Below are 20213 nucleotides of genomic sequence, written 5' to 3'. Positions count from 1 at the left end.
ACGCTTCCTGCATTTCCCTTCTGCGCATTAGCGCACCTGCACCACCAGCTTGCCGACCGCCTTGCGCTGCCCCAGCGTGGCGATAGCCTGGCCAGCCTCTTCCAGCGCAAAGCGTTGCGATACCAGCGGCTTGAGCTTGCCTTCTGCATGCCAGGCGAACAGCTGACGGAAATTCGCGGCGTTGTCCTGCGGTTGACGCTGGGCGAAGGCGCCCCAGAACACGCCGATCAGTGCGGCACCCTTGAGCAGCGGCAGGTTGGCCGGCAACGCCGGAATGTCGCCACCGGCGGCGAAACCCACCACCAGCATGCGGCCGTTCCAGGCGATGCTGCGGAAGGCTTCCTCGAACAGCTTGCCGCCCACCGGATCGTAGATGACATCCACACCCTGGCCGCCGGTGAGTTCCTTCAGGCGCTCCTTCAGGCTGACTTCGCTGTAGTTGATCAGTTCGTCGGCGCCGGCATTCTTCGCCACCTCCAGCTTTTCGGCGCTGGAAGCGGCGGCGATGACTCGCGCGCCCATGGCCTTGCCGATTTCCACGGCAGCGAGGCCGACACCACCGGAGGCGCCCAGCACCAGCAGAGTCTCTCCAGGTTGCAGATTGGCGCGCTGGGTAAGCGCATGCATCGAGGTGCCGTAGGTCATGCTGAAGGCGGCGGCGGTGTCGAAGTCCATGCTCGGCGGAATCGGCAGCGCGTTGCTGCCGGCCACGGCAACCTGCTCGGCGAAGCTGCCCCAGCCAGTGAGCGCCATGACCCGGTCGCCGACCTTGAGGTGGCTGACCTTCTCTCCGACTGCGGCAATCACGCCCGCCGCCTCGCCGCCAGGCGAGAACGGGAACGGCGGCTTGAACTGATACTTGCCCTCGATCATCAGCGTGTCAGGGAAATTCACCCCGGCGGCATGCACGTCGAGCAGGATCTCGCTCGGCTTGATCTGAGGGGAGGGGGCATCTTCGACAACCAGGCTTTCGGGCGGGCCGAAGCTTTTGCACAGGACGGCTTTCATCGCTTTTCCTTGTTCGACTGGTCGGACGCTTGCCGCCCGACATGGGATGGCTCGACTGCTCAGGACTTTCCAGTCTAGGAGCGCTGCGTGGCGAGGCAATCAGCATCGTTCACTGTAATGGCGGCGTATAAGTAGCAGGCGGTCGTGCAACGGCTTGGGGGTTGCGCTGCGACTGGTTATGCTGGCGCAGATTCCTCCTGGAGCTGCTGCGTGAAATACCTACTATCGATATTTTTCTGTCTGGCATTTGCTGGAGCCGTTCGAGCCAATGAGCCGGCCGAAGAGTCCGCTGCTCCACAGGCCATCTATTACGCGCTGACGCCTGCGATGGTTGGCAACTACGGCTCCGGCGAGCGACTGAAGTACTACAAGGCCGATGTTGCGCTGCGTATCTCCAGCAAGGAGGTGGAGGATCGCGTCAAGCATCACGAGCCGCTGATTCGCCATCAGCTGGTGATGCTGTTTTCCCAGCAGACCGACGAGACGCTGAGCGGCCCCGAAGCCAAGGAACAGCTGCGTCAGGAAGCCTTGCGCCAGGTGCGCGAGGTGCTGGAGCAGGAGGAAGGCAAACCGCTGGTGGATGATCTGCTGTTCAACAATCTGATCATCCAGTAGCTCAGCGCATCGCCAGGATCGCCTGCCATTCGTCTTCGCTGACCGGCATCACCGACAGGCGGCTTCCTTTCTTCACCAGTGCCAGTTCGTGCAGTGCTGGCTCGGTTTTCAGACGCGCCAATTTCAACGGTGTCGCAAAGGCATCGACGAACTCGACATCGACCGCGCTCCACGGATTCGCATCATCGCGAGCCTTGGCGTCGTGATAGGGGCTGGCAGGGTCGAGGGCGGTGGGATCGGGATAGGCGCTGCGACTGATCCTGCCGATGCCGGCGATTCCTGGCTCGGCGCAACTGGAGTGATAGAAGAAGAACTGATCGCCTTCCTGCATCTGGCGCATGAAGTTTCTCGCCTGGTAGTTGCGTACACCATCCCAGCGTCCGTGACCCATTTTTTTCAGGTCCCGGATGGAAAATTCGTCGGGTTCGGACTTCATTAGCCAGTAAGGCATGAACCTTGCTCTCCTATCAGACGGTTCGATCAGACCATGATGGCAAAATCTCCGACAATCGGCTGCAATACCTGTTTGCGCGGTGCCGACGCTTCACGGAAAATGCCGCAGCTGTAAGGTGGCCTATCGAGTCCTAGAACGAAAACACATCGACTCGACGCAAGCATTTCGCCTGGTAGGGGGAGGCGAACACAAATGAAACGTAAGCCCGATATTCTGTGGATTTTGGTCTTTATCTTTGGTCTCGGCGTAGTCACCACGGGCTATACGCAGAGTCTGTGGGATCAGCACGATGGCGCGGCCGGCATGGCCCCGGTCATTCAGGTGCAGCAGGCTCAGCAGCGATGACCTCGTGCCGCATGGACGCGGCGTTCCATCACCCGGCGTACCAGCCCTGGTCCGTCACCGTAGCCTGAAGCGCTACATCCCAGCTCTCCAGCGGCAGTCGATCGACACGCTGACATTCATGAGCCAGTCCCAATAATGTCGGTTTGTGACTTTTTTTGCGCATGGCGCGATACGCCAGGCTGCGATCATAGAAGCCGCCACCCATACCAAGCCGTCCGCCCTTTTCGTCGAAGCCCACCAGTGGTATGAGCAGCAGGTCCAGCGCCCAGACGCGGCGTTGCCGAGCGGTCCGGATCACGGGTTCCAGAATGCCGAAGCGGTTGCGGCGCAGCTGTTCGCCGGGCTCGATGCGCTGGAACACCATGCGCGTACGTGGCCAGGGGTTGAGTACCGGAAGATAGGTTGCCTTGCCGCGGCGCTGAGCCGCTTGCAGCAGTAGGCGCGGATCGATTTCGCCATCATTGGGTAGGTACAGGGCGATATGCCGGGCGCGCCGAAACAGGGGATGCTGACCCAGCTGCCGATAGAGACGGCGAGCGGCCAGGCGCTGCTGGGCGGGTGTCAGTTGGCGTCGAGCGTGGCGCAGCTTGCGGCGTAGCGCCGGGCGCGAAAGGCCTTCGGCTACGATCATCAGAAGTGGCTCCCCAGCATGCCGCTGCCAGCGTAGGCCCTTGAACCCGAGAGTTCAAGGTGGCGACTACAGAGTACCTTAAGGCTTTCCGTCAGGCGGACATGCACACCGGCACCACGTGTAGCCTCCATGGTGTTGCTTATCGGGAGAGGGTCATCGCCGACTGGCGAACATGCCAGGGAGTTGGGCGGAGTATAACGCAAACCGGCTGCCGTTGATCAGTTGCCGGAAGGGTTCGGGTCGGTGGCCAGTGCGCTGTCGACGCGCTCCAGCAGCATGCGTACGTGCTCGCGCGCGCTGTTGGCTTCGGCATCCAGGCGATCATGCTTGTGTAGCAGTTCGTGGGTGATGTTCAGCGCGGCCATTACCGCAACGCGGTCGGCGCCGATGACTTTGCCGCTGCTGCGGATCTCGCGCATCTTGCGATCCAGATAGCGGGCCGCGCCTTCCAGATTGCTGCGTTCCTCTGGCGGACAGGCAATGCAATATTCCTTATCCATGATGTGCACGGTGACGGTGTTCGGCTGGGTCATGAGTCCTGCTCCAGGGCTTTCAGGCGCGAAATCATTGATTCGACCTTCAAGCGGGCCATTTCGTTCTTTTCGATCAGATGAGCGCGCTCTTCACGCCAGTTCCGCTCGTTGGCCAGTAGCAGGTGGTTCTGCGCCTTGAGCTGTTCGATGCGCTGAATCAGCTGCTCCAGCTTGGTGGTCAGCGCTTTCAGATCGGCGTCTTCCATGGGATTCCTGTTGGGGCACTGAGTGAAGACGGAGGCGATGCCCGGGGGCTTCGATGGTCTTGCCGCGGCCGCCGGTGCTAGGATACGAAGCCTTCATTCTAGTCATTGCGCCATCGTGCGCCTAGCCGCCATGTCCATTCAGAATTCCCCATATGCCGCTTTCGCCACACTTCTGGCTGGCGCACCGCAAACTGTTTCTCCTGCCGAATTGCATGGCCTGTTGCTCGGGCGCAGCTGCGCCGGTGCCGGCTTCGATGTCGAACCCTGGCTGACCGATGCTTCGGACCTACTTGGCGAAGCGCCGCAGGACAATATCCGTCAGGCCTTGATCGGCCTGCAGGAGATGGTCAAGGGTGAGCTCGCCGGCGACGACATTGCCGTCGTTCTGCTGCTGCCCAGCGATGATGCGCCGCTGGCCGAGCGCGCTGTCGCGCTGGGCCAGTGGTGCCAGGGCTTTCTCGCCGGCTTCGGTCTGACCGCTGGCGACCGCGCGCTGAGCGCCGAGGCCATGGAAGTACTGCAGGATCTCTCGGCCATCGCGCAGATTCAGGACTCGCTGGAAGAGTCCGAAGACGGCGAGACCGATTACATGGAAGTGATGGAGTACTTGCGCGTGGCGCCGTTGCTGCTGTTCACCGAGTGCGCCAAGCCGGTACCTGCTGCTCCGAAACCTTCCCTGCATTGAGGAAATCGTTCCGCTCATGACTCGCATCCCGAAATCGGAATACGCCCGTCGGCGCAAGGCGCTGATGGAGCAGATGGAACCCAACAGCATCGCCATTTTGCCGGCGGCGCCGATGTATATCCGCAACCGCGATGTCGAGCATGTCTACCGCCAGGACAGCGACTTTCAGTACCTGTCCGGCTTCCCCGAACCGGAGGCGGTGATCGCGCTGATTCCCGGGCGTGAGCATGGCGAATACGTGCTGTTCTGCCGCGAGCGCGACCCCGAGCGCGAGCTGTGGGATGGCCTGCGTGCCGGGCAGGACGGCGCGATAAGTGAATACGGTGCCGACGATGCCTTTCCCATCGGCGACATCGACGACATCCTCCCCGGGCTGATCGAAGGCCGCGACCGTGTCTACTACGCCATCGGCACCAACGAAGCCTTCGATCATCGGCTGATGGAGTGGATCAAGACCATTCGCGCCAAGGCGCGCCAGGGTGCGCAGCCGCCCAGCGAGTTCGTCGCGCTCGATCACTTGCTGCACGACATGCGCCTGTACAAGTCGAGCAACGAGGTGAAGGTGATGAAGCATGCGGCGGATATTTCCGCTCGTGCGCATATCCGTGCCATGCAGGCCAGCCGCGCTGGCCTGTTCGAGTACCACCTGGAAGCCGAGCTGGATTACGAGTTCCGCAAGGGCGGGGCCAAGATGCCCGCTTACGGCAGCATCGTCGCCGCGGGTCGCAATGCCTGCATCCTGCATTACCGCGAGAACGATGCGCCGCTGAAGGATGGCGACCTGGTGCTGATCGACGCCGGTTGCGAAATCGACTGCTACGCCAGCGACATTACCCGCACCTTTCCGGTCAACGGCCGCTTCTCGCCCGAGCAGAAGGCCATTTACGAACTGGTGCTCAAGGCCAACGAAGAGGCTTTCAAGCACATCGCACCCGGCAAGCACTGGAACGAGGCCCACGAGGCCACCGTACGGGTAATCACCGGCGGGCTGGTCGAGCTGGGCCTGCTGCAGGGCGAGGTCGACGAACTGATCGCAAGCGAGGCCTACAAACCCTTCTACATGCACCGCGCCGGGCACTGGCTGGGCATGGACGTGCATGACGTCGGCGACTACAAGATCGGCGGCGAGTGGCGCGTGCTCGAGCCGGGCATGTCGATGACCGTCGAGCCGGGCATCTATATTGCCGTGGACAATCAGAACGTCGCCAAGAAGTGGCGCGGCATCGGCGTGCGCATCGAGGACGATGTGGTGGTGACCCGGACCGGCTGCGAAATCCTCACCGGTGGCGTGCCGAAGAGCGTCGCCCAGATCGAGGCGCTGATGGCCGCCGCTCGCGAGAAGGTCGCCTGACATGCAGAGCCTGGCGATCATCGGTGGCGGGCTGGTTGGTGCCAGTCTCGCGCTGGCCTTGCAGGATGGCGCCCGTGAGCGCGGCTGGCGGATTCATCTGATCGAGCCGTTCGAGCCCGGCCACGAGTACCAGCCGAGTTATGACGCGCGCTCCACCGCGCTGTCCTATGGCACCCGGCTGATCTACCAGCGCCTCGGCCTGTGGGAGCGGATTGCCGAGCGCGCCGAACCGATTCTGCGCATTCATGTATCCGAGCGCGGCAGTTTCGGGGCGGCACGCCTCGATTGCACACGCGAAGGCGTCGAGGCGCTGGGTTACGTGGTGGAGAACGCCTGGATCGGGCATTGCCTGTGGCAGGCACTGGATGATGCGGTGGTGACCCGCCACTGCCCGGCCGAGGTCGAGCGACTGGAGCCCAGTACCACCGGTTACCGGTTGAGTTTTACCGATGGTCAGCAGCTGGAGTGCGACCTCACCGTGCTCGCAGATGGTGGCCGCTCCGGGCTGCGCGAGCAGCTTGGCATCCAGGTGTCGCGCCGGCCGTACGGCCAGACCGCCCTGATCGCCAACATCACGCCAGGCAAACCGCACGGCGGTCTGGCGTTCGAGCGCTTCACCGAAGATGGCCCGATGGCGCTGCTGCCGCTGCAGGATGATCGCTGTGCGCTGGTATGGACGCGCTCCCAGGTCGATGCCGCGCGCCTGGCGCAGGCACACGAGGCGGTTTTCCTCGGCGAACTGCAGGAGGCCTTCGGCTATCGCCTGGGCGCGTTGCAGCAGGTCGGTGCCCGGCATCTGTATCCGCTGACGCTGATCGAGGCCGAAGAGCAGGTACGTTCGGGGCTGGTGGTGCTCGGCAACGCGGCGCACAGCCTGCACCCGATCGCCGGGCAGGGCTACAACCTGTCGCTGCGTGATGTGGAGGCACTGAGCGTCGCTTTGCTGCGTAGCGACGCCGCGCTGGGCGACCTGGCGGTGCTGCAGGAGTATGCCCGCAGGCAGCGCTTCGATCAGCGCGTGACGGTCGGTTTCTCCGATCAGGTCACCCGGCTGTTCGGTGATTCCGGTCGGCTGGTCGCGGCCGGACGCAATCTCGGTCTGCTCGGGCTGGACCTCATGCCCGCCGCCAAGCGTTGGTTTGCGCGCCAGGCGATGGGCCTGGGCACTCGCGCTGGCTGAAAAGCGGCAACCAAAAGGACTCGGCATGAGCGGCTCCCGTTTGGCGCGCAAGGCGCGGTTTCTGCGCTGGGCCATGAATTTCTACCCGCCATACATCGGAGCCGGTGTTCGGGTGCGGCACATCAGCGCGGATATGCGCCTGGTTCAGGTCAAGATGGTGCTGCGCTGGTACAACCGCAATTATGTCGGTACGCAGTTCGGCGGCTCGCTGTATTCGATGGTCGACCCGTTCTTCGTGCTGATGCTGATGGAGAATCTCGGGCGCGACTACATCGTTTGGGACAAGGCGGCCAACATAGAATTCGTCAGCCCCGGGCGCGGCGCGGTCTACGCCGAATTCGCCATCAGCGACAGGCTGCTGGATGAGATCCGCGCGCACACGGCCGACGGCAGCAAGTACCTGCCCAGAATGCATGTCGAAGTGCGCGACGGCGAGGGCACGCTGGTGGCACGGGTGCAGAAGACCCTCTACATACGACTCAAGCCGCGGGCGCGGCAGCCAGGAGAGAAGTGATGCAAGCGGATCTGATCATCGTGGGTGCCGGCATGGTCGGCAGTACCCTGGCACTCGCCCTCGAAGGTTGCGGGCTGAAGATCGTCGTGCTCGATGCGAGCCCGCTCGAGGTCGTCGACTTCGACCCGCAGGGCGGCTTCGAACCGCGGGTCAGTGCGCTGTCCGCAGCCAGCCAGCGCATCCTGCAGCGGGTCGGTGCCTGGCCGGGCATCGCCGCGCGCCGCGCGAGCCCCTACACCGACATGCACGTATGGGACGGCTCGGGCACCGGGCAGATTCATTTTTCCGCCGAGACCGTACATGCCGAAGTGCTCGGGCATATCGTCGAAAACCGTGTGGTGCAGGATGCGCTGCTGGACGCGATGCAGCGCCGCGGCGGACTGCAGCTGATTGGCGATGCTCGCGTCGAGCAGCTGGCGCGCACCCCTGACGGTTGGCAGCTGACGCTGGTCGACGGCCGCGAGTTGCGTACGCCCCTGCTGATTGCGGCGGATGGCGCCAACTCGGCGATACGTCGCCTGGCTGGTTGCGAAACCCGCGAATGGGATTATCTGCATCAGGCCATCGTCACCAGCGTGCGTTGCAGCGAGGCGCACCAGCGTACGGCCTGGCAACGCTTCACCGATGACGGCCCCCTGGCATTTCTGCCGCTCGAGCGCGATGGCGACCGGCGCTGGTGCTCGATTGTCTGGTCGGTTACTGAAGCCGAAGCCAGGCGGCTCATGGCGCTGGATGACGCGGCATTCCGAACGGCGCTTGGTCGAGCCTTCGAGGAGCGCCTGGGCGAAGTGCTCGAGGTCGATCCGCGGCTGTGCATCCCGCTGCGCCAACGCCATGCCAAACGCTATGTGCAGCCGGGCCTGGCGTTGATCGGCGATGCCGCACACACCATTCATCCGTTGGCGGGGCAGGGCGTGAATCTTGGCCTGCTGGATGCTGCCGTGCTTGCGGAAGTGCTCAAGGCGGCGATTGCCCGCGGTGAGCGGGTGGCCGATGTGCAGGTGCTGAGCCGCTTCGAGCGTCGGCGCATGCCGCACAACTTGGCGATGATGGCAGCCATGGAAGGCTTCGAACGGCTGTTCCAGGCTGATCCACTGCCGCTGCGCTGGCTGCGCAATACCGGTCTCAAGGCCGTACAGGCGCTACCGGAGGCGAAGGCGCTGTTCGTTCGTCAGGCGCTCGGATTGAGCGGCGATCTGCCAGAACTCGCCAAGCCCTGATGTCAGATTGATATTTACAAAACATTACCTGCACGATTTGTCGCATTGAGAAGGTAAATAACATTCACTACTATTCAGCCTCTGTTCCAACTCACCAACAAGAGGCTGTTCCATGCAGGCAAGCAAAGGTTTACTCGCCGCCCTGGCGCTGACGGCGCTGTCGGGTGCCGTCCAGGCTGCCGACGAAGTAGTGGTCTACTCCTCGCGTATCGATGAGCTGATCAAGCCGGTGTTCGACGCCTACACCGAGAAGACCGGTGTAGCGATCAAGTTCATCACCGACAAGGAAGCCCCGCTGATGGCCCGCATCAAGGCCGAAGGCGCGAACACCCCGGCGGACCTTCTGCTCACCGTCGATGGCGGCAACCTCTGGCAAGCCGAGGAAATGGGCATCCTGCAGCCGCTGAACTCTCAGGTGGTCAAGGACAACATCCCGGCCCAGTATCGTTCCTCCAACGACGCCTGGACCGGCCTGTCGCTGCGCGCGCGGACCATCGTCTACTCGCCGGAGCGGGTCAAGGACGGCGAGCTGAGCACTTACGAGGCGCTGGCCGACGAGCGTTGGGACGGCCGCCTGTGTCTGCGCACCAGCAAGAAGGTGTACAACCAGTCGCTGACCGCGACCATGATCGAGACTCACGGCGCCGAGAAGACCGAAGAGATCATCAAGGGCTGGGTCGGCAATCTCGCCACCGACGTCTTTGCGGACGACACGGCGCTGGTGCAGGCCATCGACGCCGGGCAGTGCGATGCCGGCATCGTCAACACCTACTACTTCGGTCGCCTGCACGCGCAGAACCCGCAGCTCAAGGCCAAGCTGTTCTGGCCGAACCAGGAAGACCGCGGCGTGCACGTCAACCTGTCGGGCATCGGCCTGACCAAGCACGCTCCGAACCCGGACGCCGCGCGCAAGCTGGTGGAGTGGATGACCAGCGAAGAGGCGCAGAGCATCTTCGCCGACATCAACATGGAATACCCGGCCAACCCGGGCGTGAAGCCTTCGGCCGAAGTAGCGGCATGGGGCGAGTTCAAGGCCGATACCATTCCGGTGGAAGTGGCTGGCAAGCGTCAGGCCGAAGCCATCAAGCTGATGGATCGCGCCGGCTGGAACTGATCAGCCCTCCGCGCTTGCAGCGGTGACGTGCAGCTCCGGCCGCCACGTTCACCGCTGCGGTTATACTCGGCGCCCCGGCCTGGTCCGGGGCGTCGTCTTTTTTGCTGTCGAGGCTTGAGTGTCCCATCCCATCGAGCGCCGCTGGTATCCCATCACGTTTGCTGTCGCAGCCCTGGTGTTGCTGCCACTGAGCATCCTGCTGTTCAGCTGGAGCAGTATCGATACCGAGATCTGGTCGCACCTGTGGGACACGCAGATGCCGCGTCTGCTGGGCAATACCCTGACGCTGGTTCTCGGCGTGGGCATCGGCGTGGTGGTGCTCGGCGTCAGCCTCGCCTGGCTGACGGCATTGTGCGAATTTCCCGGACGCCGCTGGCTGGATTGGGCGCTGATGCTGCCGTTCGCGATTCCTGCCTATGTGTTGGCGTTCGTCTTCATCGGGCTGCTCGATTTCGCCGGTCCGGTGCAAACCCTGGCGCGCGAGTGGTTCGGTAGCGGCATTCGCTTTCCGCGAGTGCGCTCCACGGGCGGTGTGATCACGGTGCTGGTGCTGGTGTTCTACCCCTATGTCTATCTGCTGGCGCGCTCGGCCTTTCTCGCTCAGGGCAAGGGACTGATGGAAGCGGCGCGGGTGCTCGGCCAGTCGCCCTGGCAGGCTTTCTGGCGCGTGGCGCTGCCGATGGCGCGACCGGCGATCGGTGCCGGTCTGGCCCTGGCAATGATGGAAACCCTGGCTGACTTCGGTGCGGTGTCGGTGTTCAACTTCGATACCTTCACCACTGCGATCTACAAGACCTGGTACGGCTTCTTCAGTCTGACCAGCGCCACCCAGCTGGCCAGCCTATTGTTGCTGGCGGTGATGCTGGTGCTCTACGGCGAGCGTCGGGCGCGCGGTGCTGCGCGACCGGCCAATGAGCGAGCGCGCTCCGCGGCGCTGTATCGGCTGACCGGTGTGAAGGCGTTCGCGGCCAGCGCCTGGTGCGGCCTGGTATTTCTCTGCGCGTTCATCATCCCGCTGTTGCAGCTGCTGGCCTGGCTCTGGCAGCGCGGTCGCTTCGATCTCGACGAGCGTTACGCCGGTATGATCCTGCACACGCTCTATCTCGGTGCTATCGCCGCACTGATCACTGTGAGCGTGGCGCTGCTGCTGGCGTTCGCCCGACGTCAGGCGCCGGTGCGCTCGATCCGCAGCGCGGTGAGCCTGGCCAATCTCGGCTATGCCTTGCCGGGTTCGGTACTGGCGGTTTCGATCATGCTGGCGTTCAGTTACCTCGACCGGCACTTGGTCATTCCGCTGTCGAGCTGGTTGGGCGCTGGCGGCAAGCCGATCCTGCTCGGCAGCCTCGGCGCGTTGCTGCTGGCCTATCTGATCCGCTTCATGGCGGTCGCCTTCGGCCCGCTGGAAAACGCCCTGGCGCGGATTCGCCCCTCGCTGCCGCAGGCATCACGCAGCCTGGGTGTCGGTGGCCCGGCGCTGTTCTTCCGGGTCTACCTGCCGTTGCTGCTGCCAGGCACGCTGAGCGCGGCACTGCTGGTATTCGTCGACGTGCTCAAGGAAATGCCGGCGACCTTGCTGATGCGGCCATTCGGCTGGGACACCCTGGCCGTGCGCATCTTCGAAATGACCAGTGAAGGCGAATGGGCCCGCGCGTCGCTCCCGGCACTGACCTTGGTGCTGGTCGGACTGCTGCCGGTGGTGCTGCTGATTCGCCGTTCGGCGCGGCGCCCTGGCTAGTCACGCAGCTCTGGCGGCAGGGTGCTGAGCGACGCAGCCGCGCTACTGCGGGCCGCGATTCGACCTCCAGTCTCCTGCCACCTGATCTGCCGTGACCTGCTGCCACCTTGGGGCTACAATGCGCGCCATTCGAAAGTCGCCGACCCCCGCAGGGCCCGGCTTTACTGACTTTTCCAATGCCGATTCGGCGACCTGCCCGGAAGGAGAAACCCATGGGTCAGCGTACTCCCCTCTACGATCAGCACCTTGCTCTCGGTGCCAAGATGGTCGACTTCGGTGGCTGGGACATGCCACTGCATTACGGCTCCCAAGTAGAAGAACATCATCAGGTTCGTCGTGACTGCGGGGTGTTCGACGTCTCGCACATGACCATGGTCGATGTCTCCGGCGAGCAGGCCCGCGACTATCTGCAGCGCTTGCTGGCCAACGACGTGGCACGCCTGAAAAGCACCGGTCGGGCGCTTTACACCGCGATGCTCAACGAGCGCGGCGGGGTGATCGATGACCTCATCGTCTACCTGACCGATTGGGGTTATCGCCTGGTGGTCAATGCCAGCACCCGCGACAAGGATCTGGCGTGGATGCGGGCCCAGGCGGCCGGCTTCGCCGTCGAGGTCAGAGAGCGCCCCGAGCTGGCCATGCTGGCCATCCAGGGGCCGCATGCACGCGCGCGTACGTCCGAGCTGGTGAGCCAGGCCCGGGCAGGGCTGATTCACGATCTCAAGCCTTTTCAGGGCATGGCCGATGGCGACTGGTTCATCGGGCGTACCGGCTATACCGGCGAAGATGGCCTGGAAATCATCCTGCCCGCGGAGCAGGCGCCGGACTTCCTCAGCGAGCTGGTCGGCGCCGGCATCCCGCCGATCGGCCTCGGTGCGCGCGACACCCTGCGTCTGGAGGCCGGCCTCAACCTGTACGGCCAGGACATGACTGAAGACGTATCGCCGCTGGCGGCCAACATGGGCTGGACCGTGGCCTGGGAGCCGACCGAGCGTGACTTCGTCGGCCGTGCCGCCCTGGAGCAGCAGCGGGCTCGTGACGACCTGCCCAAGCTGGTCGGCCTGGTGTTGGAGGAGCGCGGCGTACTGCGTGCTCATCAGGTGGTGCGGGTGAATGGCGTCGGCGACGGCGAGATCACCAGCGGCAGTTTTTCTCCTACGCTTGGCAAGTCCATCGCCCTGGCCCGCGTGCCGGCCGGGACCGCCGAGCGCGCGGAAGTGGAGATTCGTGGCAAGTGGTATCCGGTGCGGGTCGTGCAGCCGACATTCGTGCGCCACGGCAAGGTACTGGTGTAAATTCGACCGACTGTTTTGCGCGACTGCTGTCAACAGCCTTGAGGACCCAACAATGAGCAATATCCCCAGCGATCTGCGTTACGCCGCCAGCCACGAGTGGGCCCGTCTCGAAGCGGACGGCAGCATCACCGTCGGTATCTCCGATCACGCCCAGGAAGCGCTGGGGGATGTGGTCTACGTCGAGCTGCCCGAGGTCGGGCGCCAGCTCAATGCCGGCCAGGAAGCCGGTGTGGTCGAATCGGTGAAAGCCGCGTCCGACATCTATGCGCCGGTGGCTGGAGAGGTGATCGCGGTCAACGAGGCGCTTGCCGATTCGCCGGAGCTGGTCAACAGCGACCCTTACGGCAGCTGGTTCTTCCGCCTGCAGCCGAGCGATACGTCGGAGCTGGACAAGCTGCTCGACGCGGCCGGTTACCAGGCCGCCTGCGACGCCGACGCCTAAGCATCATCCGCAAAAGCCCCGCTCTGTCGGGGCTTTTGTTTTTCCGAGAGTAGCGACCATGCCGTATATGCCGAGCCTTTCCCAACTCCAGCAACCCGATGCCTTCCTGCGCCGTCACCTCGGCCCGGATCAGGGCGAACAGCAGGCCATGCTCGACGCCCTGGGCCTGAGCAGCCGCGAACAGCTGATCGAGCAGACCGTGCCGCCGGCGATCCGCCTGCAGGCCGAGCTGAACCTGCCGCCGGCGCTGGACGAGCAGGCCGCGCTGGCCAAGCTGCGTGGCTATGCGGAGCAGAATCAACTCTGGACCAGCCTGATCGGCATGGGCTACCACGGCACCATCACCCCGCCGGTGATCCTGCGCAACGTGCTGGAGAATCCGGGCTGGTACACCGCCTACACCCCCTATCAGCCGGAGATCGCCCAGGGTCGGCTGGAAGCGTTGCTGAACTATCAGCAGATGATCATCGACCTCACCGGTCTCGACCTGGCCAATGCCTCGTTGCTCGATGAGGCGACCGCAGCGGCCGAGGCCATGACCCTGGCCCGGCGCATGGCCAAGAGCAAGAGCAACCGCTTCTTCGTCGACGAGAACTGCCACCCGCAGACGCTCTCCGTGGTGCAGACCCGCGCCGAGGCGTTCGGCTTCGAGCTGGTGGTCGGCACGCTGGACGAGCTGGCCGGACAGGAAGTGTTCGGCGCGCTGTTGCAGTACCCGGATACCCATGGCGAGATTCGCGACCTGCGTCCGGCCATTGAGCAGCTGCATGCGCAGCAGGCGCTGGCCTGCGTCGCCGCCGATCTGCTCAGCCTTCTGCTGCTGACCCCGCCGGGCGAGCTGGGCGCCGACGTTGTGCTCGGCTCGACCCAGCGCTTCGGCGTGCCGATGGGCTACGGCGGCCCGCACGCGGCCTATTTCGCCAGCCGCGACGAGTTCAAGCGCGGCATGCCGGGCCGCATCATCGGCGTGTCCAAGGACGCCCGCGGCAACACCGCGCTGCGCATGGCGCTGCAGACCCGCGAGCAGCACATCCGCCGCGAGAAGGCCAACTCCAACATCTGCACCGCCCAGGTGCTGCTGGCCAACATCGCCGGCTTCTATGCCGTCTATCACGGCCCGCAGGGCCTCAAGCGCATCGCCCAGCGCGTCCACCGGCTGACCGCCATTCTCGCTGCCGGCCTGGAGCAGAAGGGCATCGTTCGCCTCAACCAGCATTTCTTCGACACCCTGACCCTTGAGGTCGGTGGCGCGCAGACCGCGGTCATCGAAAGCGCCGAAGCGGCGCAGATCAACCTGCGCATCCTTGGCCGCGGCCGGCTGGGCGTCAGCCTCGACGAGACCTGCGACGAACGCACCGTTGAACAGCTCCTGGCGATCTTCCTCGGTGCCGATCACGGCCTCGACATCGCTACGCTGGATGCCAGCGAGCTGCCGGGCGGAATCCCCGAGGCGTTGCTGCGCGAGAGCAACTACCTTAGCCACCCGGTATTCAACACGCACCACAGCGAAACCGAGATGCTGCGCTACCTCAAGCAGCTGGAGAACAAGGACCTGGCGCTGAACCAGGCGATGATCCCGCTCGGCTCCTGCACCATGAAGCTCAACGCCACCAGCGAGATGATCCCGATCACCTGGGCTGAGTTCGCCAACCTGCATCCGTTCGTTCCGCGCGGTCAGGCCCAGGGTTACAAGCTGATGATCGAGGAGCTGGAAGCCTGGCTCTGCGCGATCACCGGTTTCGACGCGATCAGCATGCAGCCCAACTCCGGTGCTCAGGGCGAATACGCCGGACTCGTGGCGATCCGCAAGTATCATGAGAGCCGTGGCGAAGGGCAGCGCGACATCTGCCTGATTCCGTCCTCGGCCCATGGCACCAACCCCGCCTCGGCGCAGATGGTCAGCATGCGCGTGGTCATCGTCGAGTGCGACAAGGGCGGCAACGTCGATCTGGAAGACCTCAAGCGCAAGACCGCCGAGGCCGGTGATCGTCTGTCCTGCCTGATGATCACCTATCCGTCGACCCACGGCGTTTACGAAGAAAACGTGCGCGAGATCTGCGCCGCGATCCACGCTCACGGCGGCCAGGTGTATATGGACGGTGCCAACCTCAACGCTCAGGTCGGTTTGGCGCGGCCGGCGGACATCGGCGCCGACGTCTCGCACATGAACCTGCACAAGACCTTCTGCATCCCGCATGGCGGTGGCGGCCCAGGCATGGGGCCGATCGGCGTCAAGGCGCACTTGGCACCGTTCGTGGCCAATCACCCAGTGGTCGAACTGGAAGGCCCGCAGCCAGGCAACGGCGCGGTTAGCGCAGCGCCCTGGGGCAGCGCGAGCATCCTGCCGATCAGCTGGATGTACATTGTCATGATGGGCCCGCAGCTGCGCGACTCCACGGAAGTCGCGATTCTCGGCGCCAACTACCTGGCCAATCGCCTGGGCGACGCCTTCCCAGTGCTCTACGCCGGGCGCAACGGCCGCGTCGCCCACGAGTGCATCCTCGACCTGCGCCCGCTCAAGGCCGAGACCGGAATCAGCGAGGAAGACGTCGCCAAGCGCCTGATGGACTACGGCTTCCACGCGCCGACCATGTCCTTCCCGGTGCCCGGCACGTTGATGATCGAGCCCACCGAGAGCGAGTCGAAAGCCGAGCTGGATCGCTTCGTCGAAGCGATGCTGAGCATCCGCGCGGAGATCGCCAAGGTCCAGGGTGGTGAGTGGCCGGCGGACAACAATCCGCTGGTGCGCGCGCCGCATACGCTGGCTGACGTGATCGGTGAGTGGGGCCGGCCGTACAGCATCGCCGAAGCGGTAACGCCGAGCGCCCACTCCTGTGCCCACAAGTACTGGCCGGCGGTGAACCGCGTGGACAACGTCTACGGCGATCGCAACCTGTTCTGCGCTTGCGTGCCGGTGGATGCCTATCGCGACTGAGTTGCGCTGAGGGCCGGGTGGGCGTCGATTCCTGGCGCCTTTCCGGCTTCTGCGAGGCGATTGGTGCGTTGAAATTCGGGTGGTTTTAGCGATTGGCGCTGGACTTCGTAGGGTGGATGTCGCTTTTTACATCCACCGGAGCTCCGGCTCAGGGCTGCAGGAATCGGCGACGCCTGCCCCACTCTATGCCTCAGGCTCGTGCTCGTCTTCGGCTGCCTCGTCCAGCATTCCCAACCAGTTCGCCAGCACCAGCTGCGCTTCCTCGACCCCCTGCCGCTTCGGTGCCGAGAACAGCTGGACGCTGACATCGGCGCCCCAGCCTTTGTGGATATCGCGCTGGATGGCCAGCAACGCGTTTTTCGCGGCGCCGAAGGCCAGCTTGTCGGACTTGGTCAACAGGATGTGCAAGGGCATCTGGCTGGCGCTCGCCCAGTCCAGCATCATGCGGTCGAACTCGGTCAGCGGATGGCGGATATCCATCATCAGGAACACGCCGGCCAGGCTCTCGCGGCTGCCCAGGTAGGCTTCCAGGTGGCGCTGCCAGTGCTGCTTGAGCGGGATCGGCACCTTGGCGTAGCCGTAGCCGGGCAGGTCGACCAGTCGGCGTTCGTCATCGAGGCGGAAGAAGTTGAGCAGCTGGGTGCGGCCCGGGGTCTTCGAAGTGCGCGCCAGGTTGGCATGAGTCAGGGTGTTCAGCGCGCTCGACTTGCCTGCGTTGGAACGGCCGGCAAAGGCTACTTCCAGACCCTCGTCGGCCGGGCACTGATCGACCTTGGCGGCGCTGATCATGAAGGTGGCCTGTTGGCAAAGGCCGAGAATCGGGTTTTTCGGTAGCATGGTCGTTCCGGTGAGTGCACGCGGGTGCGGCAATGGTTCGTTTCCGTTTCAGAAACGGGAGTATATAATGCCGCAGTTTTTATGTGCGCTTTGGCCTGATATCGGGCCACGTGTGGTGTTCAGCCTGATCCGGACGCCGGTGCGGCGGTAGTTACCACCGCAATGCGGATGCCCAGCGTGCCACTATAACGAGCGTCGCCCCGGTTCGATGGCCGTGCGCGACCCGATGAATTCCTTTCAAACCCTTAGCCGTAGTTGGATTAGCTGATGAACAAAGTACTCGTGAGTCTGCTGTTGACCCTTGGCATCACCGGTATGGCCCACGCGGCTGGAGACGCCGAAGCTGGTCAGGGCAAAGTTGCAGTGTGTGGTGCGTGCCACGGTGTCGATGGCAACAGCCCGGCGCCGAATTTCCCGAAACTGGCTGGCCAGGGTGAGCGTTACCTGCTCAAGCAACTGCAGGACATCAAGGCTGGCAGCACACCGGGTGCCCCGGAAGGCGTAGGTCGCAAGGTGTTGGAAATGACCGGCATGCTGGACCCGCTGAGTGATCAGGATCTGGAAGACATCGCCGCCTACTTCTCAAGCCAGAAGGGCAGTGTTGGTTACGCCGATCCGGCTCTGGCAAAGCAGGGCGAGAAACTGTTCCGTGGTGGCAAGCTCGATCAGGGCATGCCGGCGTGCACCGGTTGCCACGCACCCAACGGCGCCGGCAACGACCTGGCTGGCTTCCCCAAGCTGGGTGGGCAGCACGCGGCGTACACCGCCAAGCAGCTGACCGACTTCCGCGAAGGCAATCGCACCAACGACGGCGACACCATGATCATGCGTGGCGTCGCCGCCAAGCTGAGCAACAAGGACATCGAAGCGCTGTCCAGCTACATCCAGGGCCTGCACTGATAACAGCGGCAGGTTGAACAGAAGGGCGTCGGGGCCGTTGGCTCCGGCGCCCTTTTGCGTTTTCACGCCTGGCTACACAATCTTCGTCACGGCTTTACACGCGCGGATGAAAAACGCTGGCGAGTCCTGACGTTTTGCTGCAGCCTGTTGCGCCATCGGTCCGTCGTAAACAGGAGTATTTCATGCGCAATTTCCTACTCACTGCCGTTTTTGCCGCTGCGAGCCTGTTCGGTGTCGCAGCCCAGGCAGCGGAGTTTCAGGCCGGCAAGGAATATGTCGAGCTGAGCAGCCCGGTCCCCGTTGCCGACCCGAGCAAGATCGAGGTGGTCGAGCTGTTCTGGTATGGCTGTCCGCACTGCTATCAGTTCGAACCGGTGATCAAGCCCTGGGCCGAACAGCTGCCGGATGACGTCCAGTTCAAGCGTATTCCGGCCATGTTCGGTGGCATCTGGAATGCGCATGGGCAGCTGTTCATCGCCCTGGAATCCATGGGTGTCGAGCCGAAGGTGCATGACGCGGTGTTCGCCGCCTATCACCAGGAGCGCAAGAAGCTCGCCACTCCCGAGGAAATGGCTGACTTCCTCGCCGGTCAGGGCATCGACAAGCAGGCGTTTCTCAAGGCCTACAACTCCTTTGGTGTACGTGGCCGGGTTGAGCAGGCGAAGAAGCTCGGCATGGCTTATCAGATCACCGGCGTACCGGTGATGATCGTCAACGGCAAGTACCGCTTCGACCTCGGCTCGTCTGGCGGCCCGGAGCGTACGCTGCAGGTGGCGGACTTCCTCATCGAAAAAGAACGCGCAGCGCGGTAACCCGCGATGCTGCGCCGTTGGAGCGCTCCGCGCCTTGCCGGCCCAGGCAAGGCGCGCGTCAATTCGCAGTGCCTGGCCAGTAGCGGGCTGCCCGCCGATGGGCGGCTAAGGCTGCTTAGCTTCAACATCCAGGTTGGCATCAGCACCGAGCGCTACCACCACTACCTGACGCGCAGCTGGCAGCATTTGCTGCCGCATCCCGGTCGCGCCAGCAACCTGCAGCGCATCGGCGAAGTACTGGGTAACTATGATTTGGTCGCCCTGCAGGAAGCCGACGGTGGCAGCCTGCGCTCCGGTTATGTCAATCAGGTCGAGCACCTCGCCCATCTGGGTGCCTTTCCCTACTGGTATCAGCAGCTCAATCGCAATCTCGGGCGTTTCGCCCAGCACAGCAACGGCGTCCTTAGCCGGCTCGAACCACAAGGCCTGGAGGATCACCCGCTGCCTGGCCCTTCGGGGCGCGGGGCGATTCTGTTGCGTTTCGGCGAGGGACCGGAGGCGCTGGTGGTGGTGATGATGCACCTGGCCCTGGGAGGCGGGGCGCGGTCGCGTCAGCTGGCCTATATCCGCGAGCTGATTGGCGGCTATCGGCATCAGGTGTTGATGGGCGACATGAATACCCACGCCAATGATCTGCTGGAAAATTCGCCGCTGCGCGATCTCGGCCTGCTCGCGCCGCAAATCGAAGCGACCTTCCCGAGCTGGCGACCGCAACGCTGTCTGGACCATATTCTGCTAAGCCCGAGCCTGACGCTGGAACGCGTCGATGTGCTGGCGCTGCCGATCTCCGACCATCTGCCGGTGGCAGTGGAGATCCGTTTGCCGGACTCGCTTCAGGCCGATTCCCTGCCGGTACAGGTACAAGAAACGAAATGAGCGAAGAAGTCGAACGCTGGAAGGAAAAGTATCTTCAGCTCGCCGAGCGGCAGGAGCAGCTCGAGGCGCGCTGGGAGCAGCGCGTCGATCTGCTGCGGCGCAGCCTGGTGCGTAGCAGCCTGGCGGTGGAGGGTGCTGATCCCGCGGTCGAGCGCTGCCTGCACGAAATGCGAGAGATCCTCCGCGACGGTGATCTGGATGAGGGGCTCAGCCAGCTGGTGCCGCGCCTGGAGAAGGCTGTGCTGGAATCCGAACGCCACCGCCAGGAACGGGCCGTTCGCCTGACCGAGGCTTTGCATCGGCTGGTCTCCCAGCTACTGGGCATGTCGGTGCCGGCGGAGCTGCGCAAGCCGCTCAAGCGATTTGCCAAGGAGCTGGACCAGCGTGCCGCCAGGCTGCGTGAGCTGCCGGTGCTGCTCGGCGAGCTGAGTGACCTGCAGGGCCAGGTGTTGGATCTGCAGGGGCTGGCGGCGCCGCAGCAGAGCGGTTTTCTGAAGCGCCTGTTTGGCGGGCGGGACATGCCGC

At 63.9% G+C, this 20213-nt stretch carries 21 protein-coding genes, 1 other RNA gene and 1 pseudogene; 16 read left to right on the top strand and 7 right to left on the bottom strand.

All coding sequences use genetic code 11. The features are described from left to right. Positions 1–27: 27 nt before the first annotated feature. A complete protein-coding gene (locus LO50_RS09730; RefSeq protein WP_041015048.1) occupies positions 28–1008 on the bottom strand; it encodes an NADPH:quinone oxidoreductase family protein in 981 nt (326 codons plus the stop codon). A gap of 228 nt (positions 1009–1236) precedes the next feature. Between LO50_RS09730 and LO50_RS09725 the strand changes: the two genes are divergently transcribed. Further along, positions 1237–1623 carry a flagellar basal body-associated protein FliL gene (locus LO50_RS09725; RefSeq protein WP_236690575.1) on the top strand — a complete coding sequence of 129 codons (387 nt, stop codon included), beginning with the start codon at positions 1237–1239 and terminating at the stop codon, positions 1621–1623. A 1-nt stretch (position 1624) separates the two neighbouring features. Here LO50_RS09725 and LO50_RS09720 read toward each other — a convergent pair whose 3' ends face one another. Continuing rightward, a complete protein-coding gene (locus tag LO50_RS09720; RefSeq protein WP_041015049.1) occupies positions 1625–2074 on the bottom strand; it encodes an EVE domain-containing protein in 450 nt (149 codons plus the stop codon). A gap of 195 nt (positions 2075–2269) precedes the next feature. Between LO50_RS09720 and LO50_RS25085 the strand changes: the two genes are divergently transcribed. Beyond that, positions 2270–2422, top strand: coding sequence for a hypothetical protein (locus tag LO50_RS25085; RefSeq protein WP_014818647.1), 153 nt, complete (start codon positions 2270–2272; stop codon positions 2420–2422). A gap of 28 nt (positions 2423–2450) precedes the next feature. Here LO50_RS25085 and LO50_RS09715 read toward each other — a convergent pair whose 3' ends face one another. The 4 genes from LO50_RS09715 to LO50_RS09705 all read right to left on the bottom strand — a co-directional run bounded on the left by LO50_RS09715 (position 2451) and on the right by LO50_RS09705 (position 3792). Then, positions 2451–3053, bottom strand: coding sequence for a 5-formyltetrahydrofolate cyclo-ligase (locus tag LO50_RS09715; protein WP_044314850.1), 603 nt, complete (start codon positions 3051–3053; stop codon positions 2451–2453). A gap of 6 nt (positions 3054–3059) precedes the next feature. Then, a non-coding RNA gene (ssrS, locus tag LO50_RS24105) (6S RNA) lies at positions 3060–3238 on the bottom strand. Between the two features lie 33 nt (positions 3239–3271). Next, positions 3272–3586 carry a cell division protein ZapA gene (locus LO50_RS09710; RefSeq protein WP_003303305.1) on the bottom strand — a complete coding sequence of 105 codons (315 nt, stop codon included), beginning with the start codon at positions 3584–3586 and terminating at the stop codon, positions 3272–3274. Then, positions 3583–3792: a TIGR02449 family protein gene (locus tag LO50_RS09705; protein WP_003303302.1), complete on the bottom strand. Its 210-nt coding sequence runs from the start codon at positions 3790–3792 to the stop codon at positions 3583–3585. Before LO50_RS09705 ends, LO50_RS09710 begins: the two co-directional genes overlap by 4 nt. A gap of 130 nt (positions 3793–3922) precedes the next feature. Between LO50_RS09705 and LO50_RS09700 the strand changes: the two genes are divergently transcribed. The 10 genes from LO50_RS09700 to gcvP all read left to right on the top strand — a co-directional run bounded on the left by LO50_RS09700 (position 3923) and on the right by gcvP (position 16263). Beyond that, positions 3923–4477 (top strand): YecA/YgfB family protein, encoded by a 555-nt coding sequence (locus tag LO50_RS09700; RefSeq protein ID WP_014818649.1) that lies wholly within the window; start codon positions 3923–3925, stop codon positions 4475–4477. Between the two features lie 16 nt (positions 4478–4493). Continuing rightward, positions 4494–5828, top strand: coding sequence for a Xaa-Pro aminopeptidase (pepP, locus tag LO50_RS09695; protein WP_044314849.1), 1335 nt, complete (start codon positions 4494–4496; stop codon positions 5826–5828). A 1-nt stretch (position 5829) separates the two neighbouring features. Continuing rightward, positions 5830–7008: a 2-octaprenyl-6-methoxyphenyl hydroxylase gene (gene ubiH, locus LO50_RS09690; protein WP_044314848.1), complete on the top strand. Its 1179-nt coding sequence runs from the start codon at positions 5830–5832 to the stop codon at positions 7006–7008. Positions 7009–7033: 25 nt separating this feature from the next. Next, positions 7034–7522: a DUF4442 domain-containing protein gene (locus LO50_RS09685; protein WP_014818652.1), complete on the top strand. Its 489-nt coding sequence runs from the start codon at positions 7034–7036 to the stop codon at positions 7520–7522. After that, positions 7522–8742 (top strand): 2-octaprenyl-3-methyl-6-methoxy-1,4-benzoquinol hydroxylase, encoded by a 1221-nt coding sequence (locus LO50_RS09680; protein ID WP_044314847.1) that lies wholly within the window; start codon positions 7522–7524, stop codon positions 8740–8742. Before LO50_RS09685 ends, LO50_RS09680 begins: the two co-directional genes overlap by 1 nt. 112 nt (positions 8743–8854) lie before the next feature. Next, positions 8855–9856 carry an extracellular solute-binding protein gene (locus tag LO50_RS09675; RefSeq protein ID WP_044314846.1) on the top strand — a complete coding sequence of 334 codons (1002 nt, stop codon included), beginning with the start codon at positions 8855–8857 and terminating at the stop codon, positions 9854–9856. A gap of 118 nt (positions 9857–9974) precedes the next feature. Next, the gene (locus LO50_RS09670) at positions 9975–11591 is read left to right on the top strand and encodes an ABC transporter permease (RefSeq protein ID WP_044314845.1); all 1617 of its coding nucleotides are present in this window, start codon (positions 9975–9977) and stop codon (positions 11589–11591) included. A gap of 212 nt (positions 11592–11803) precedes the next feature. Next, the gene (gcvT, locus tag LO50_RS09665) at positions 11804–12886 is read left to right on the top strand and encodes a glycine cleavage system aminomethyltransferase GcvT (protein ID WP_044314844.1); all 1083 of its coding nucleotides are present in this window, start codon (positions 11804–11806) and stop codon (positions 12884–12886) included. Positions 12887–12938: 52 nt separating this feature from the next. Further along, positions 12939–13328 (top strand): glycine cleavage system protein GcvH, encoded by a 390-nt coding sequence (gene gcvH, locus LO50_RS09660; RefSeq protein WP_003303288.1) that lies wholly within the window; start codon positions 12939–12941, stop codon positions 13326–13328. 58 nt (positions 13329–13386) lie between these two features. Further along, a complete protein-coding gene (gcvP, locus tag LO50_RS09655) occupies positions 13387–16263 on the top strand; it encodes an aminomethyl-transferring glycine dehydrogenase (RefSeq protein WP_044314843.1) in 2877 nt (958 codons plus the stop codon). Between the two features lie 183 nt (positions 16264–16446). On the opposite strand, the gene yihA is transcribed toward gcvP, so the two are convergent. Next, positions 16447–17100, bottom strand: a complete 654-nt coding sequence (gene yihA, locus LO50_RS09650) for a ribosome biogenesis GTP-binding protein YihA/YsxC (protein WP_014818659.1) — start codon at positions 17098–17100, stop codon at positions 16447–16449. Between the two features lie 267 nt (positions 17101–17367). On the opposite strand from yihA, the gene LO50_RS09645 reads away from it, so the two are divergent. From LO50_RS09645 to LO50_RS09630, 4 genes and pseudogenes are all read left to right on the top strand, one after another. Then, on the top strand, positions 17368–18000 hold the full coding sequence (locus LO50_RS09645) for a c-type cytochrome (protein WP_044314842.1): 633 nt from the start codon (positions 17368–17370) through the stop codon (positions 17998–18000). 182 nt (positions 18001–18182) lie between these two features. Beyond that, positions 18183–18812: a thiol:disulfide interchange protein DsbA/DsbL gene (locus tag LO50_RS09640; RefSeq protein WP_014818661.1), complete on the top strand. Its 630-nt coding sequence runs from the start codon at positions 18183–18185 to the stop codon at positions 18810–18812. Positions 18813–18818: 6 nt separating this feature from the next. After that, positions 18819–19688: an endonuclease/exonuclease/phosphatase family protein gene (locus LO50_RS09635; protein ID WP_044314841.1), complete on the top strand. Its 870-nt coding sequence runs from the start codon at positions 18819–18821 to the stop codon at positions 19686–19688. Further along, positions 19685–20213: pseudogene (locus LO50_RS09630) on the top strand (GGDEF domain-containing protein); the annotation flags it as partial. The gene LO50_RS09635 and the pseudogene LO50_RS09630, both read left to right, overlap by 4 nt.

Origin of the sequence: Stutzerimonas stutzeri (assembly GCF_000935215.1) — a bacterium.
Lineage (GTDB): Bacteria > Pseudomonadota > Gammaproteobacteria > Pseudomonadales > Pseudomonadaceae > Stutzerimonas.
The sequence above is the reverse complement of the archived record's forward strand: the minus strand, read 5'-3'. Positions and strand labels throughout refer to the sequence as shown.